Annotated in this window: 11 protein-coding genes and 1 pseudogene; 1 reads left to right on the top strand and 11 read right to left on the bottom strand. The window is 37.4% G+C overall.

Going from position 1 to position 15802, the window contains the following annotated elements; genetic code table 11:
• Positions 1–79 precede the first annotated feature (79 nt).
• Positions 80–1198 carry a hypothetical protein gene (locus tag HMPREF2619_RS10750; protein WP_083279592.1) on the bottom strand — a complete coding sequence of 373 codons (1119 nt, stop codon included), beginning with the start codon at positions 1196–1198 and terminating at the stop codon, positions 80–82.
• A 340-nt stretch (positions 1199–1538) separates the two neighbouring features.
• Between HMPREF2619_RS10750 and HMPREF2619_RS11585 the strand changes: the two are divergent.
• Positions 1539–1785 (top strand): annotated as a pseudogene (locus tag HMPREF2619_RS11585) (hypothetical protein); the annotation flags it as partial.
• Here HMPREF2619_RS11585 and ppc read toward each other — a convergent pair.
• The 10 genes from ppc to rnr form a co-directional block, all read right to left on the bottom strand.
• Complete coding sequence (gene ppc / locus HMPREF2619_RS04630) at positions 1777–4602, bottom strand: phosphoenolpyruvate carboxylase (RefSeq protein ID WP_070459437.1); 2826 nt, start codon at positions 4600–4602, stop codon at positions 1777–1779. The pseudogene HMPREF2619_RS11585 and the gene ppc overlap by 9 nt on opposite strands.
• A gap of 24 nt (positions 4603–4626) precedes the next feature.
• On the bottom strand, positions 4627–5838 hold the full coding sequence (ftsW, locus tag HMPREF2619_RS04635) for a cell division peptidoglycan polymerase FtsW (protein WP_070459442.1): 1212 nt from the start codon (positions 5836–5838) through the stop codon (positions 4627–4629).
• Between the two features lie 272 nt (positions 5839–6110).
• Positions 6111–7052, bottom strand: coding sequence for a peptidylprolyl isomerase PrsA (prsA, locus tag HMPREF2619_RS04640; RefSeq protein WP_060955634.1), 942 nt, complete (start codon positions 7050–7052; stop codon positions 6111–6113).
• A gap of 73 nt (positions 7053–7125) precedes the next feature.
• Positions 7126–7839 carry an O-methyltransferase gene (locus tag HMPREF2619_RS04645; protein ID WP_083279593.1) on the bottom strand — a complete coding sequence of 238 codons (714 nt, stop codon included), beginning with the start codon at positions 7837–7839 and terminating at the stop codon, positions 7126–7128.
• A 5-nt stretch (positions 7840–7844) separates the two neighbouring features.
• The gene (gene pepF / locus HMPREF2619_RS04650) at positions 7845–9647 is read right to left on the bottom strand and encodes an oligoendopeptidase F (RefSeq protein WP_070459445.1); all 1803 of its coding nucleotides are present in this window, start codon (positions 9645–9647) and stop codon (positions 7845–7847) included.
• A gap of 18 nt (positions 9648–9665) precedes the next feature.
• Complete coding sequence (locus tag HMPREF2619_RS04655; RefSeq protein ID WP_070459448.1) at positions 9666–10622, bottom strand: competence protein CoiA; 957 nt, start codon at positions 10620–10622, stop codon at positions 9666–9668.
• Between the two features lie 95 nt (positions 10623–10717).
• Positions 10718–11866, bottom strand: a complete 1149-nt coding sequence (locus tag HMPREF2619_RS04660; protein ID WP_070459452.1) for a PDDEXK family nuclease — start codon at positions 11864–11866, stop codon at positions 10718–10720.
• Between the two features lie 202 nt (positions 11867–12068).
• Positions 12069–12929 (bottom strand): SAM-dependent methyltransferase TehB, encoded by an 861-nt coding sequence (gene tehB, locus HMPREF2619_RS04665; protein WP_070459455.1) that lies wholly within the window; start codon positions 12927–12929, stop codon positions 12069–12071.
• Between the two features lie 14 nt (positions 12930–12943).
• Positions 12944–13411, bottom strand: a complete 468-nt coding sequence (gene smpB, locus HMPREF2619_RS04670) for an SsrA-binding protein SmpB (protein WP_070459458.1) — start codon at positions 13409–13411, stop codon at positions 12944–12946.
• Entirely contained in the window at positions 13374–15713 is a 2340-nt protein-coding gene (gene rnr, locus HMPREF2619_RS04675) for a ribonuclease R (RefSeq protein WP_070459461.1), read from the bottom strand. The genes smpB and rnr overlap by 38 nt, the downstream gene beginning before the upstream one ends.
• Between the last annotated feature and the right edge of the window lie 89 nt (positions 15714–15802).

Consider the following 15802-nt stretch of genomic DNA (forward strand, 5'->3'; position numbering starts at 1 on the left):
AGAGAGAGTAAGTTAATCATATGCCTATGGGGATTGGCTTAACAATGTAACATTACAAAAATCTATATAATTTTGCAAATTATTTCAACCAAATATGAAACATATCTTCATCAACAATTTTTTCAAGAATGATAGTATTTTCATTTATATCATATGCAATTAATTTATTACCAGCTAAAACTAATAAAATATTATCATCGAGAAGCTTAATATCTTTTATGTAGTCTGTTTCAGCTGAAAATCCAAATCGAGATAGATTGACAAAGCTTGATTTATGACTAGTTACATCAAATAGACTGAAAGCAATTTTTCCTGAATCATTACTCTCATGCTCAATTGCTAACAAATTTTCTCCTAATTCAATAATGTTAACTGGACCAATTTCATCTAAATCAAAAAATTCCTTAAGTCCTGATTCCATATCATAGTGAAAAACTTTCCCCCAAAGTACTTTTTCCTTGGTCGAGTTAATTCGATATCCACCGGAAACTGAATAGAGTTGTTTACCCTTCACAATGCTATCGTCAAAAAAATAAGTCAAGTTAGGATCATCATAGAGAATTTCTTTATTTTCAAACTGTAATTTTTTGTTTTTTAGTGAAAAATGATGTAAGTAGGTTGGGTAATTATCATTACTGTTAACATCTACTCCCAAAAAGTAGATATTATCACCATCGTTTGAAAAATCTGTAGCAAAAACAGAATTTTTGAAAATATATTTATCTACTTCCTTTAAATTTGTATCAAAAACTGCAATAAAACTATCATATGTATTTGCTTCAGAAGTAAAATAGTAATCTGGATTTACGCCAGCTGTTGAAAAAGCATAATCGGTGGTCTTATTATAGTGAATTTTTCCAGTTTCAAAATCAACTGATATTATTCTACCTACTACACCTAAGGGTGGACCTTCTTCAGAAAATAGCAAATAACGATTGGAAATTTCTGCACGCTTAACAACTTGATTAATCTGGCCCTTTACTATCTCTATTTTTTCATCAGAAACTTTCTCAAATGAATTATCTTTAAAATTATACCCCTCCACACTGTGGTATCCCAATAAATAAAAATCAACATTTGACTGTATAGAAAATTGTTTTGATGACGAAGCAGAATATCTTTGGATGAAAAATAACACTCCCAATAAAATAATAATGGCTACAACAATAACATGACCAACTTTTTGTTTCCTATTCATACTCATTTATTCCTATTCATAACTCTAGTCATCAGCCTAATAGTTATTAAACAACCTATCATAACTATTCTCCTAATCTAATTAGATTCATCTTCATACTTACAATTGTAAGCCTTTTCCTCTATATAGAATAGCATTATATTTAGGTCTTGTAAACGAATTTAATACTCTATTTCGTTTTATATATATTTAGTTGACTAAAAGAAAGCCAAGAAAAATTTTTCGAACATCAATAATTTAAGCTAGGAGAATGGTCATTAGGAGATAGATAAAGTTCTAGTTATAAGGTGAAATAAAACTGTTTGCCTCTCTTGGCTGATCGAAAGAGTAGACATTAAATCATCCCTATGCCTCTTGGGAAAGGGGAACTAATGATAATCACAACTGGCTGATTCGTATAGGATTCCCTAAAAGAAAAAAGAAAACGACTCCTAAAGAAGTCGCCTTCATTGATAATCGGATGAATAACTATCCTAAAATACACTTGGGCTACAAGTTACTTTGGAAATTGCTATTTGCTATCCAACTTGAACTTGAGACTTAGCCAATCCCTACGTTTTTGGAAAATCTTGCTTGTATCAACCTGAATTACGTAATCCTGTAGCAATTCCGTTGATAGTTGTATGGATTAATCTTTCTTCATCTGTAGATAGCTCACCACGACGTTGACGCTTAATCAATTCTAACTGAATATAGTTAAGAATATTGAAATAAGGCATGCGGTAGTTGAGACTGTCTTTCAAATAGGTATTTTCTGCCAAGAGCTCTTCATGGCCTTCAATAGCCAAGATAACGTCCTTAGTCAACTGCCATTCATCTAAAATGGTATAGTAAATTGCTTGTACTTCTTCACTTTCACAAAGTTTAGCGTATTCAAAGGCAATGTTCATATTTGATTTTGACAAGACCATATCGACGTTGGATAGGAGTGATTGGAAGAATGGCCAATTTTGATACATATCACGAAGATATTCAATATTTTTTGGATCTTGGTCGATAAATTCCTTAAAGCTTGAACCAACTCCATACCAACCTGGGAACATAACACGACTTTGTGACCATGAGAATACCCAAGGAATAGCACGTAAACCACCGATTTCAGTAATCGTTTTACGAGCTGCTGGACGAGAACCAATATTGAAACTTGAGATCGCCTTGATTGGACTCGATTCAAAGAAATAATCATAGAAATGGTCATTTCCAAATACGAGTTTACGATAAATATCGTAACTACGTTCTACTACTTGATCCATGATGGCTTCATAGCGATTTGACGTATTGGTATCACTCTTCTTCTTGGTAATCATACGGTTGATAGCTGCTGAAACCAACATTTCGAGGTTATAGTAGGCTGCATCCTTGTTTCCGTATTTGTTTCCGATAACTTCTCCTTGCTCAGTCAAACGGATACGATCCTTGATTGACTTGAGTGGTTGAGAAGCAATGGCATCATAAGTAGGGCCACCACCACGGCCAACGGTACCACCACGACCATGGAAGAAGGTTACTTTGACTCCAAATTCATCACCAATAGCTGTCAATTGTTGTTGGGCCTTATAAAGTGTCCAACAAGATGATAGATAACCACCATCCTTGTTACTATCAGAGTAGCCGAGCATGATTTCTTGGTAATTGTTTTTAGATGCAATCCATTTCTTAGCAAGTGGTAGAGAGAAATACTTTCTCATAGTTTCTTCAGAATGATCCAAGTCTTCGATCGTTTCAAAGAGTGGTACAATCTGAACACGCGCCTTTTCAGCATCCACAAGACCAACTTCTTTTAGCATGATTGCTAATTCCAGCATATCAGACACGCTGGTTGCATGAGAGATAATCGTTTGACGAATGACATCTTCTCCTAAACGATCTTTTAATTCACGAGCAGTTTGGAAGATAGCCAATTCTTTTTCAAGCAGTTCAGACTTCTCAGCATGAGTTGCAGACAAGATTCGAGGATCTTCTAACAATTCATGTAATAGCAAGTCACATTTTTCATCTTCTGATAAATCACTATAGTGGTCATTGATTCCAGCAGATGCCAACAATTCTGCGACACAGGCTTCATGAACGCTTGAATCTTGACGCATGTCGATGGAAGCCAAGAAGAAACCAAAAACTTCTACAGCTTCTAAAAGTTCTGCAAATTCACCTGTAAGCAAGGACTCTGCCTTGTTTTCAAGTAATGAATCCTTAATAGTATATAGATCTTTTTTGAACTCTTCAACTGTTTCGTAAAATGGTGGGCGATCTTCAGCCAGCTCTTGAATAGCTCCTGAAAGTCGATTGCTAATATAGTCAGTAATCACTCCTTGTTGATGCCCTTGAGTACTAAGAAGACGTTCAACAGGATGACGTTCATCAGCTGACGAGCCAACAACAGACCATTCTTTTAAATTCAAGAGAGTTTGAATCAATTTGGACTGAATCAAATGAAAGGCACGACGATAGGGTTCTTTTTCACGAAAGACGGATGTATCTCCAGACTGAGCAGCCATTTCTTCAACAGCTTTGCTAGTTTTTGATAAATTCGTTGAAAGAGAGAAGGTACGATAAAGACTAGAAATCTTGCTAATATAGTAGTTCAAGATCACTTCACTTTGGATAGTAGCAGAACGCATAAGTGTTTCAGCTGTTACAAATGGATTTCCATCACGGTCTCCACCGATCCACATTCCCATAGTAATTGGTTTGGCTTGTTTAAGATCAATTCCTTGCTCTTTTGCTAGACGTTTGTACTCTAGCATCAAGTTAGGGACAGCCTGTAGGAAGGAACTATTGTAGTACTCCATCACATTGGTGATTTCGTTGGTTACTTTTAGTTTCTTCTCACGAATCATATCCGTCTGCATGATAATCTCAATGTAGCGACGAAGATCATTATGCCATTTTTCCTTGTTAATGAGTCCCATTCTCACATCACGATATTTACGTAAAAGATTATGGATATGAGTGGTCAAATCCAACATACTCTTACGTTGAACCTGAGTTGGATGGGCTGTCAAAACTGGTACCACGTTCAAGTGTTCAAGAATCTCAGCAGCGTTTTCTTTTTCAGCCACCATTTTGATCGTTGTTGACAATTTACCGAGATAGTCTTGATCGACATTATTTAGGTGATTAATCTCGAAAGCCAAGTCTACGTCTTCTGAGATGTTAATTAAAAGTGGCAAGATAGAGAAGTATCTAGAAATGTAGACCATTTCATCATTTGAAAGACCTGTTACTACTTTATCTAGCCCTTGATAGTCAAGTTTTGAAGAAAGTTCCTTCAAGTGCATGATCTTATCAAAGGTTTCAGCAGGAAGCATATTTTTCGTGATATCTTCCAGCATATCCGTCAAGATTTGAACTTCCTCTTGTACGACCGTTTTGTTACTATAATTTTCTAACTTTTGAAGAGACATTTTTTTCTCCTTGTTATCTATGTCTTAAAGCTGTGCGTCGTATTCGCTAAAAAGTCGCGCACGCTTTTCACTGGCATCAATATTTAATACAAATGCTATGGCTACAGAAAGAACCAAGAGACTATTCCCCCCTTGCGAAAGGAAAGGGAAGGTTACTCCTGTTGAAGGAATCAAGCCTGATATACCGCCAATGTTAACAAATACCTGTATCAGGATCATGCCCCCAATACCTATTGCTACCATTGAGTTGAAAGGATCCCTTGCGCGAATTCCTACCAAAATGATTCGTAGAATTAAGAAGAATAGGAGAGCAAGAATAAGACTTGCTCCTACAAATCCAAACTCTTCGATGACAATCGAAAAGACAAAGTCTGTATGGGCTTCTGGTAGATAACCACGTTTTTCAATAGAATTTCCTAATCCCAGACCAAACCATCCTCCATTAACCATGGCATAGTAGGAATTGGCCAACTGGTGTCCAGCTCCAGCCAGGTCATTAAAGGGGTTGAAAAAAGCACTGAACCGCTTTGCAACATAACCAAATACAGGAATTTTAGAGAATTTCTCAACACCGATTATCCGAATGGCTGTTAAGGAAATCATAGAGACACCAGCTAGTAAGCCCAGAATAGTTGTGAACCATCGATAAGCTATTCCACTGATAGTATACATGAGCAAGGATACTAAAATCAAGATAGTCGCATTTCCTAGGTCTGGGAAAATCGCCAAACTACCAATCATAACCAGTAGAACAAAACGCCAATCATTAAATGCTCGAGGAATCCACTGATTAAGGGTTAAAACTTGGAAGTCGTAAACAGCTATCTCATCCTGTTGTTTTGAAAAACGCTGTGCTAGATACCAGACAATGATAATTTTTAAATACTCTGCTGGTTGAATCGTTATTGGACCAACCTTGATCCAGCCATAGGCCCCATTGACAGGAATCCCAATTAAACGCGCTAGAGCTAGCAGTATCAGCTCAACAAACATGACGATGAAGATTAATCGCTCATTTCGCAGAAACCCTAATTTCAATTTATAAATCAAGGCAATTAAAAACAAACTGGCTATCCAGAAAATTCCTTGATTTCGAACCAGTTGCAGGGTGCTTTTTCCCTCTTGGATAAGAGTTGCACTAGTTGTCGAATAAACTACTATCAATCCTAGAACGGATAACAGTAAATAAGGAATCAAAATGGAATAATTCAGCAGATGCCTTTTACTTATTTTCATATGTCACCTATCTATCGGAAAAATTATCTTATTTTCCCATATTATTTCTAGTTTTATAAGCTATTATACCATTTTTTAGCCTAGAAAAAAACTCTTACAGTATAAACATTCGAATTTTACCCAAGATAGGGTCATGATTAAAAATTCTTGAGTGACATCTTTACTCAATCCACAAATAGTTGAAAGTTACTTGAATTCGTTAAACTTTAATGTTCTTATTTCAGAAAATCAAAAACTACCTCCCAGACAAAGGAAGGTAGTTCATTACTATCTTAGTTTGAGGCGCTACTACTGCTGTCAGAAGTTGTTTCGCCTTTGATATATTGTGTAAAGATATTTTGGAAGGCTTGATCTTTAACTTTAATATTGGCATCCTGTAATTCTTTACTAATGACACCTTGAACAAAGGTTGCATCATTCTGTTTTTGAGTCAAAATGATTGTTTTAAGTTTTTCTTTGTAGTCATCCAAGTTTGAAGATTTTTCTGACTTCTTAGTTAGTTTCACAATGTAGAAACTACTTGTATAAGCTTGAGTTCCTGGAGCAGTGATAACATCTGAAATTCCGTTGACATCAAGCGCAAAAGCGGCTTTTTTAACTACGTCTGGTAATTCTGTTGATGCAGAGTCGAAAGTAATTTCTCCACCATTTTCTTTTGTCTTTTCGTCTGTAGAATTGTCTTTTGCAAGTTGTGCAAAGTCAGCTCCAGATTCTTTTGCTTTGGCAAGAACTTCCTTAGCCTTATCTTCACTGTCAAATTTAATAATTTGAGCCGTTACTTCTGGAGTATACTCTTCAAATGCTTTTTTATAGTTTTCATCTGTTAATTCAGCTTCAGCGGCTTTCTTAACAGCATACTCAACTAATTTACTTGTACGAATTTGAGCTTTACGGCTTTCTGCAGTCATACCTGAACGGGCGAGAATCGTTTGATAGCTATCACCGTATTTCTTTTGTTCTTCTGCAACGGCATCCTCTACTTCTTTATCGCTAACTTCTGAACCATATTGTTTTTCAAAAACTTTTTGAATGGTCATATTCAGCAAGACTTGTTGAGCAGTCGCATTGTTTTTAACTTCTTCAAAGAATTGATGCTCAGTAATAACATCGCCCTTCATGCTAATCAAGTCAGTTCCTTCAGAACTGTTTGAACAAGCAGCCAAAGTGGCTACTGACAACAATGTGATGGCTCCTGCCATTAGTTTTTTCTTCATGTTTACTCCTTTTGTTCACTAAATAAAGGTTTACCTTATCTATTTTACCAAATTGTCTTAAAAATATCTGAAATCAATCAATATCAGGCAGTTCTACTTCTGCTTGATTTTTTCTCAGCATGAGAATTCCGTCTCCAAGAGGAACCAAAGTAGCGGTTAAACCTGGATTGTCCAAAGTCGCATCAAAGAGTCGTTGCAAGCCACGATAAATCGTTCTTTGTCCTCGACGGACTTCCATGATATCCCTAGCAATATCTCCTCCTTGGAAAATATCATCTAAGACAACCACTCCACCTACTTCTAGGTGTTTGAGGATTTCTGGTAGAAAGATGATGTATTTGGACTTAGCAGAATCCATAAACACAAAATCATAGGTCTCTGTCAACGTTGACAAGACATCTACCGCATCACCTTCTAAGAGAGTGATTTGTTTGCGTTGATCAAATTTTGCAAAATTTTCCTTGGCAAAACCAATCATCTCAGGATTTCGGTCAATAGTGGTGATTTTTGACTTGGGTGAATGCTCTGCCATCAAAAGTGCTGAAAATCCAATCGCCGTACCAATCTCTAAAATATTTTTTGGTTGAATGGTTTCCATAAGGAAACGAAAGTAGGCGACGGTTTCATGAGGAATGATGGGAATATTTTCCTTGCGAGCAAAGTTTTCTAGTTCTTTTAGGGAACCTGTCACCTGCTTTTGTCTGTGGCGCATGAACTCGACAATCTCATGCTTGACAACAGGACGTCGCATGTTATGATTGGCATTTTTACTATAAGACTTTACCATCTGCCTTATGCCAATCCTAATTTTTCAACAAGGGCTTCAAACTCATCCAAACGGCGTTCAAAGACTGCAAAGGCATCGTTGAGGTAATCTTCTTTTTCCATGTCAACACCAGCTTTACGCATGATATTGAGTGGATAGTCTGACTTCCCTGCTTTGAGGTAGTCGATATAGCGATCACGATCATCTTGACTACCGTGAACAATCTTTTCAGCCAAGGCTGAAGCTGCTGCAAAGCCTGTTGAATATTGATATACATAGTAATTATAGTAGAAATGAGGGATACGAGCCCACTCGTACTGAATTTGAGGATTGTCTTCCTTGCTCAAACCATAATATTCTTGGTTCAAGTCAGCATAGAGATTGTTTAAGAACTCGCTTGTCAAGACTTCACCATTTTGATCGGCTTGGTGAATAGCATGTTCAAATTCAGCAAATTGAGTTTGGCGGAAGACCGTACCACGGAAACCATCCAAGAAGTTGTTTAGAATAGCAAAGCGTGTTGCGTCATCTTGAACTTCTTGCAATAATTTTTCAGTTAAGATATTTTCATTGGTTGTTGAAGCAATTTCTGCCAAGAAGATTGAGTAATCTCCGTATACATAAGGTTGTGTTTCACGCGTATAGCTAGAATGCATACTGTGCCCTGTCTCATGTACAAGAGTGAAAAGATTATCCAGGTTATCTTGCCAGTTAAGGAGCATAAAAGCGTTGGTATCATAAGAACCGCCAGAATATGCACCTGAACGCTTGCCTTGATTTTCATACACATCAATCCAACGTTCGCTGAAGGCACGTTTAACTCGGCTCAAGTAATCCTCACCAAGAACTGCCAAAGCTTCCTCTGCTTTCTTCAAGGCTTCCTCATAAGTAAAGCTGTATTCCACTGAAGACAATGGTGTGTAGACATCGTACATCTTGAGATCTGGAATACCCAAGATTTTTGAACGAAGAGCCAAATAACGATGCAAGAGTGGCAAATGCTTACGAACAGCAGATACTAGATTGTCATAAACACTTTCTGGCACAAAGTTTGCTGCAAGAGCTGCTTCACGCGCACTCTTATAGTTTCGAACTTTTGCACGGTAGTTTTGCACTTTAACATTGGTCTGCAAGGTTTTAGCGTAAGTGTGCTGGTATTGCTCATAAGTAGCATAGAGGGCTTCATAAGCTCCACGACGAACCTCACGATTCTTAGATTCTACCAAGCGCATATAAACGCCGTGTGACAATTGAACTTCATTTCCATCTTCATCTTTAACAAATGGAAAGACGATATCTGCATTATCTAAAATAGCAAAGGTTTCACTAGCAGCACCGAAGATTTCACCAGCACTTGCAAGCAACTCTTCTTCACGTTGTGAAAGGACATGGTCCTTATTTTGCAATAGTTTATCAAAGAAGTGTTTATAAGGCTGGAGTTTTGGTTCTTCTGTTAAAAAGTTTTGATACTGATCTTCTGTGATAGCCATAAATTCCGGCTCATAGAAAGAGAAGACCTGATCAAGTTGACTATAAAGAGCCATTGCTTTTGCATAGTATTCTTGATACTTAGCTACTCGAGTATCTTGGTCGTTTTTCATATGTGCATAGACATAAAGTTTTTCAAGACGACGACTCAAGTCCAGATAACGCTCTGTAATGTCAAGAAGGCTTTCTGCACTATCCAAGAGATGTCCTTCAAGACTAGCTGCTTGTTTTGTATCTTCCGTTAAAAGGGCGAGTTCTTCTTCCCATTTCTGGTCAGTTTCAAAGATCGTTGATAGATCCCATGTATCTTTTTCATTGATTTCATTTCGTTGTAATACCATAAGTTTCCTCCATCCTTTCTATTTTACCATATTTTTTAAGAAATATTGCTGATAAAAGGCAGGTGGATAGAGCTTTTGTAACTGAGTTTGAGGATTTTTTTGATAATAAATTCGAAAGTTGCGATAATAATCACTAATATCCTGTTTAATTTGACAAAAAGAATCATTTTCTATCGGCCTTACTTGAGGATACCAGTCCTGATTCTTCAGATTCAAAAGGTTCTCCCCTCTCAAGTAGGCCTTGGCTTGTTGCTTCATCCAATAGGGATTTTGATAGTAGAGTTGTTTTTGAATATACTGACAAATGTTCTTATCTTGTTCGACCGAAAAAGTGCTAAGATTTTGTTGCTGATAAGGAGTCCGTAATATTTCTAGAAGATTTCCTTTGTCATAAGAAAATTCCTTGACTTGATAATGGAGTTTCCCTTTCAAATCTTGATGAAGGAGGTACTTGAGTCTCAAAACCTGTTTTTTATGGTCTAACTCCCAAATATGAAAGCCCATGTTATTACTAAAGTAAAGAAAATCTCTCTGAAGTTGAGTTAGTCGCTCTTTTATCCAGAGCTTTTCTCCTAGTAACCAAAGAACTTGAATTCCCAAACTTCGATAACCATTGCTTCTCTCCCGTAAAAGTTCACAAGAAATGGGACTACACTGAATTTCTAAGGCAAGTTGTTTATTGATAAAGATATCAGCAATCTGCTTCAGTTCAGGTATGGGATATTCCATTTCAACCTCATCATTCTCCTTAGCCCAATAAAACAGTCTTTTCTTGTTTTCCAGATGCTCTGGTCCTTCATTTTCATGAAAAAAATCACATTTTTTGAGACTTTCATGGGCAAAATGCCTTCTCACATTTTTTCCTTTTCTCATGCGAACACTTGTTCCACAAGCTGGACAATAATAAGCTTGTTTGACTAGTTCATCCTCCAAGGCATTGACTAGGCGCCCGTTTTTATCTCTAGCTAAAAACATAAAACCTCCTTTTCTACTTTATTCGAAAAGGATAAGAAAAAGGCTGAGAAAACCAGCCTTTCCATTATATTTTGAGGATAATCCTTTAATCCAGTTCATATTTTATGCTTTTTGATCTGTTTTTGTAACATGGGAATCAGATTTGAAATTTGATCTTGTTTAATCACCAACACACCGTACTCTTGACAACGATGGTTATATACGGGATTGATTTTGCCAGAGCAAACAATTAATTTCAAACAAGTTTCACCAGCAAAATGATTAGCATATACCTCGAGTTCATTAATAGCTTCTACAGACAAGTCTGTCATTTTACAAGATATAAAAATAATGGATTGACCTTTACGGAGGACAACATCAATTTCATTTTGTACATTATCAACTTCAGGGAAAATACCATTCCAGTCAATTTCTGCCCCTATCATACATTCATCAAAATACTCTGACTCTATCGCTAAAAGATAGAGATATAATTCTAAAATATGACCTTTAGTGCGACAGAGCAATTGTGCCTCAGAGCTAGAAAAAGTGTAACTAATATGTTCAGAACTTTCCTCATCAATATGAATCAAGTTAGCTTCTGTTAGTAGAGGAATCATTGATTCTGGATAAGAGTACCTTTTTCCGTTACTTTCCAAAACTTTTACTGTTTCAGCATGAAAATCAATTGTTTTAGCTAATGCAAAGAATTGAGTAATCTGATACCATTGCTCTGGGTTTAAAATTGCATAGTTGGCTAGTTTTTTGATGGTAATCATTTGTTTCGGACTATATTTAGGTTGTTTCGATTTGATGAGTTTACCACCCCGTAAGGCCATCAACTGTTCAATGGTCAGATCAGGAATTACTAACTCTTCCTTTTCCACCTTCCCCATCTTCCATTTGAATTGTTTTCCTTGCTCAATATCAATTGCAACAATCGGTAATTGCTTTTCCAAACCGTACTGATAAAGGAAAATAGCTAATATCGAATCTCCTCCAAAAACATCTAAAGTCACTGAATCATAATTAGTCAAGAAAAGATTCAAATCATCCGTAATCTTATCTAGACTTATTTGCCGAAAATGCACTTGTTTTACATGGGATACTTGATCCAGCAAAAAATGCTTCAAGGACAACCTTTCTTCTTCTGTAATTTTTTTCAGGGAGAGAAATAGAACCTCGTCACAATCACAAATAAAAGTCTGATAAACATTTTTCTCGATAGTGTGATGATCAAAAAGTTCGACTAAAAGACTAGGCATGGCGCTACCTCCCTATTAAAAATTTGCTAGTTGTATGGAAAATTTAAAATTTCTTATTATGAACTTCATAGAAATACGGGTTAAGAAATTGTCTTTAGCATCGTCTACACATCTAGTATAGCATAATTCAGTTGATTGGCCCTCAAGTCTTTATATAAAAAAACGAATAGAAATTGATAACTTTTCTATTCGTTTTAAGATTTTATTTTATCTTTTTAGCCAACATAGTAGCAAATCGTAGTTGGATACGATTGCCATTTTCATCACGACGGTGGAGATGGCCAGGATTTTCATTATACTTAACCAATTCCCAGTCCTGGTAGTAATCTGCTAATTCCCCCTCTTTAAAGGTAAAGGGAAAATTAACTGAACATGGATAATCTTCCGTATCCATGGCACAAACAATCAAATTGTAGCCACCAATAGAGGTTTGTTCCTGCATGTTTCGGATAATAGCAGGAATACGTTCTGCTTGTAAAAACATGAGTACAACCGTTGAAACGATAAAATCGTAAGTTTGGCCTATGCTAGCTGAATTGATATCATAGATACCGACAGGCATTTCTAAATCTTCTTGCTCCACGATGCTTTGTAACATTTCAAGGGACAGCTCATTTTGGTCCACTGCTGTGACATCAAATCCATGTTGAGCGAGAAAGAGTGCATTTCTTCCTTGACCACATCCTAGGTCTAGTGCCTTACATGGTTTTACTGTATTCATAGCTTCTAAAACTTCCGAATGGACTGGATTAGTATTGTATTTCTTAGGGAAATAATCCTCAGGTTTACAATAAAATTCCAAGTACCATTCTACATCATCTGTAGCAGCTTCTACACGGTGCCAAGCTTGAGGCTGAGCCATGGGATTATTGGCACCCGCTTCAAAGAGGTGCTCAGCTATAATTTCTCCCTCTTCAGTTAATTCAATAAATTTAAGGGTTCCTTTTAATACAGTGATTTTGCCCCAGGTTCCAACCTTAGTATTGTGTTTTCTTTGAACAGCTTCAGGCATGGTGTCTTTATTCCAGACAGGCATGCGTTTATAGGCAACTAGTTTTTCCATTTAGTTCACTCTTTCTATCGATGGTTAACTGCTTTTATGACACGCGCAATATCACGATCTTGCTCACGTCGTTTGATAGACTCACGTTTATCGTAATCATGTTTCCCTTTTGCAAGTCCTAAAAGTAACTTGGCATAGCCATCCTTGATATAAACTTTAAGAGGAACCAAGGTCATCCCTGTCCCTTTTGTTTCTTGCTCTAATTTCTGGATTTGTTTTTTATGAAGGAGGAGTTTACGACGACGTTCGGGTTCCTGATTCCAGATATTTCCTTCCTCATAGGGTGCAATATGCACATTGCTCAGCCAAACTTCCCCATTTTTCACTTGGGCAAATCCATCCTTCAGATTGATGCGAGCAGCTCGAACACTCTTGATCTCAGTTCCTGTCAGGACCATTCCTGCTTCTAGCGTATCTACGATTGTATAGTCGTGGTGCGCCTTTTTATTTTGCGCGACGACCTTTCCCTCGCCCTTTGCCATGCTTGGCTCCTTTCTTTGCTACTTCTTTGTAAAAAGGTTTCTTGCTTTTTTTCTTGTCTTTTGGAGAATGCTTGCGCTTATCACCTAAGCGACCAGATTTTCTCTTGTCTTCTTTCTTATCTGAACGACGACCTCTATCCTTACGACCAGACTGTTTCAAACCTTTCTCAATGACATCAAATTCGCTTGGAATAAAGGAGAAATCAATCTCACCAGTCATCTTATCTGCTCTTTCAACTCGAATGCGTATCTGTTGTCCCACACGGAAGGTAATACCTGATTTCTCCCCACGGAGGGTTAAATCGCGTTCATTAAAATGGTAAAATTCAGGTAGATTGGTAATGTGAATCAATCCTTCAACTGTATTTGGTAATTCAACAAAAAGACCAAATTTAACAATACTTGAAACAACTGCATCATACTCTTCACCAACGTACTCTTCCATGTATTCAGCTTTTTTCATAGCTTCGACTTCACGCTCTGCCTCGATAGCACGGCGCTCACGGTTTGAAGATTGAGTCGCAATCTCTGGAATGACCTGTTCAAAATGATCTGCTACATCCTTAGAACGTCCATAGTCGCGAATCATACGATGAACAAGAAGGTCAGGATAACGACGAATTGGACTGGTAAAGTGCGTGTAATAGTCCGCGGCTAGACCATAGTGACCGTGATTATGCTCAGAATAACGAGCCTGTTGCATCGAACGCAGAAGCATCATGGACAATACATCTGCATAAGGTTCTCCCTCAACAGCACGCATGATGTCTTGGAGTGCTTCCTGGCTAATCTCACTGGCAGTCCCATAAATTCGCAAACCAAAGCTCGAAGCGTAATCAATAAATTTCTGAACTTTTTCAGCTTTAGGTTCCTCATGGATACGATAGATAAAAGGTAAATCAAGCTTGCTAAAATGTTCCGCAACTGTTTCGTTGGCAATCAGCATAAAGGACTCAATCATACGTTCAGCAACACCACGCTGACGAAGTACGATATCGACAGGTTTCCCTTTTTTATCTACCAAAATCTTAGCTTCATTGGTATCAAAATTTAAAGCACCACGCTTCATTCGCATACTTTCCAAAGTTTCATGGAGCTTAGCCATTAACTCGATACTAGGAACAATTTTCTTATATTCTTGTCTCTTCTCCTCGTCACCAGCTAAAATGTCATTCACATCACTATAGGTCATACGGAAACTTGTTTTGATAACGGTCTGCGTAATCGTATAATTCACAACACGACCCTGCTTATTAATTTCCATAATCGCAGACTGAGTCAAGCGGTCTACTTGAGGATTAAGGGAACAGATACCATTTGAAAGGCGTTCTGGTAGCATTGGAACTACACGGTCCGTTACATAAACGGAAGTCGCACGATTGAGGGCTTCTTTGTCAAGAGCAGAACCCTCTGTCACATAGTAAGAGACATCAGCGATATGAACTCCAAGTTCAAAATTTCCATTCTTCAATGGCTTGATGTGAACAGCGTCGTCCAAGTCCTTGGCATCAGCCCCATCAATGGTAAAGGTAATTTCATCTCTCAGGTCCAGACGGCCTTCCATATCCTTCTCTGATGGAGCATCTGGCACACTTTCAGCTTCTTTGAGAACTGCCTCTGGAAACTCTGATACAATATCCATAGATTCCAAGACCTCGAGGACGTCAATCCCCGCATCTGTTGAATGTCCAACCACATCTAGGACACTAGCCACAAAGAAATCGTGTTTCTTACTTGGGTACTTATCAATAAAGACCTTGAGAACTTCTGTACCGTCTAATTGAATAGCTGGCTTCTTAACGTAGATTGGTTGACTAATCTTTTGATTTTTTGAACGGATGTAACCTGCATACTTTGGCTTTTCATCATCAAGAATAATTTGCCCAACAACTGTTGTTAGACTGTGTTCTAGGATGTCGATAATCTTTGCTTCTGCAGCAGTTCCTTTGTTACGGTCAGCAACTTTCTTAATGACAACTTCAACAGTATCGCCATCAATGGCATAGTTAACATCACTTTTTCCAACAAAAAGATCGTCTTCTTCGCCTTCAAGACTTACAAAACCGAACCCATTTTTATGGGCATGGAAAATTCCTTTCAGGGTAATCTCATGTTTTTTCTTCTGTTCTAGGGTTAAACTACCATCTTCTTCAAAGCGAATCTGGTGCTTACGTTCCATCAAGGAAAGAGTTTTGATTAACTCACGGAAGTCCTTAGAACCATCCTTTCCGAGAGCTTGAGCCAAGTCATTTACAGTGACTCGTCCCTTTTCTTGTATATATTCTTTTATTTTATCTTTCATGTTTTCTTTCTAGATTTTTTAAATTCCTTTTACTGTAAAACCTTCTCAAACATCATTTAATACTCAATAAAAATCAAAGAGCAAACTAG

Origin of the sequence: Streptococcus sp. HMSC074B11 (assembly GCF_001808705.1) — a bacterium.
Taxonomy (GTDB): domain Bacteria; phylum Bacillota; class Bacilli; order Lactobacillales; family Streptococcaceae; genus Streptococcus.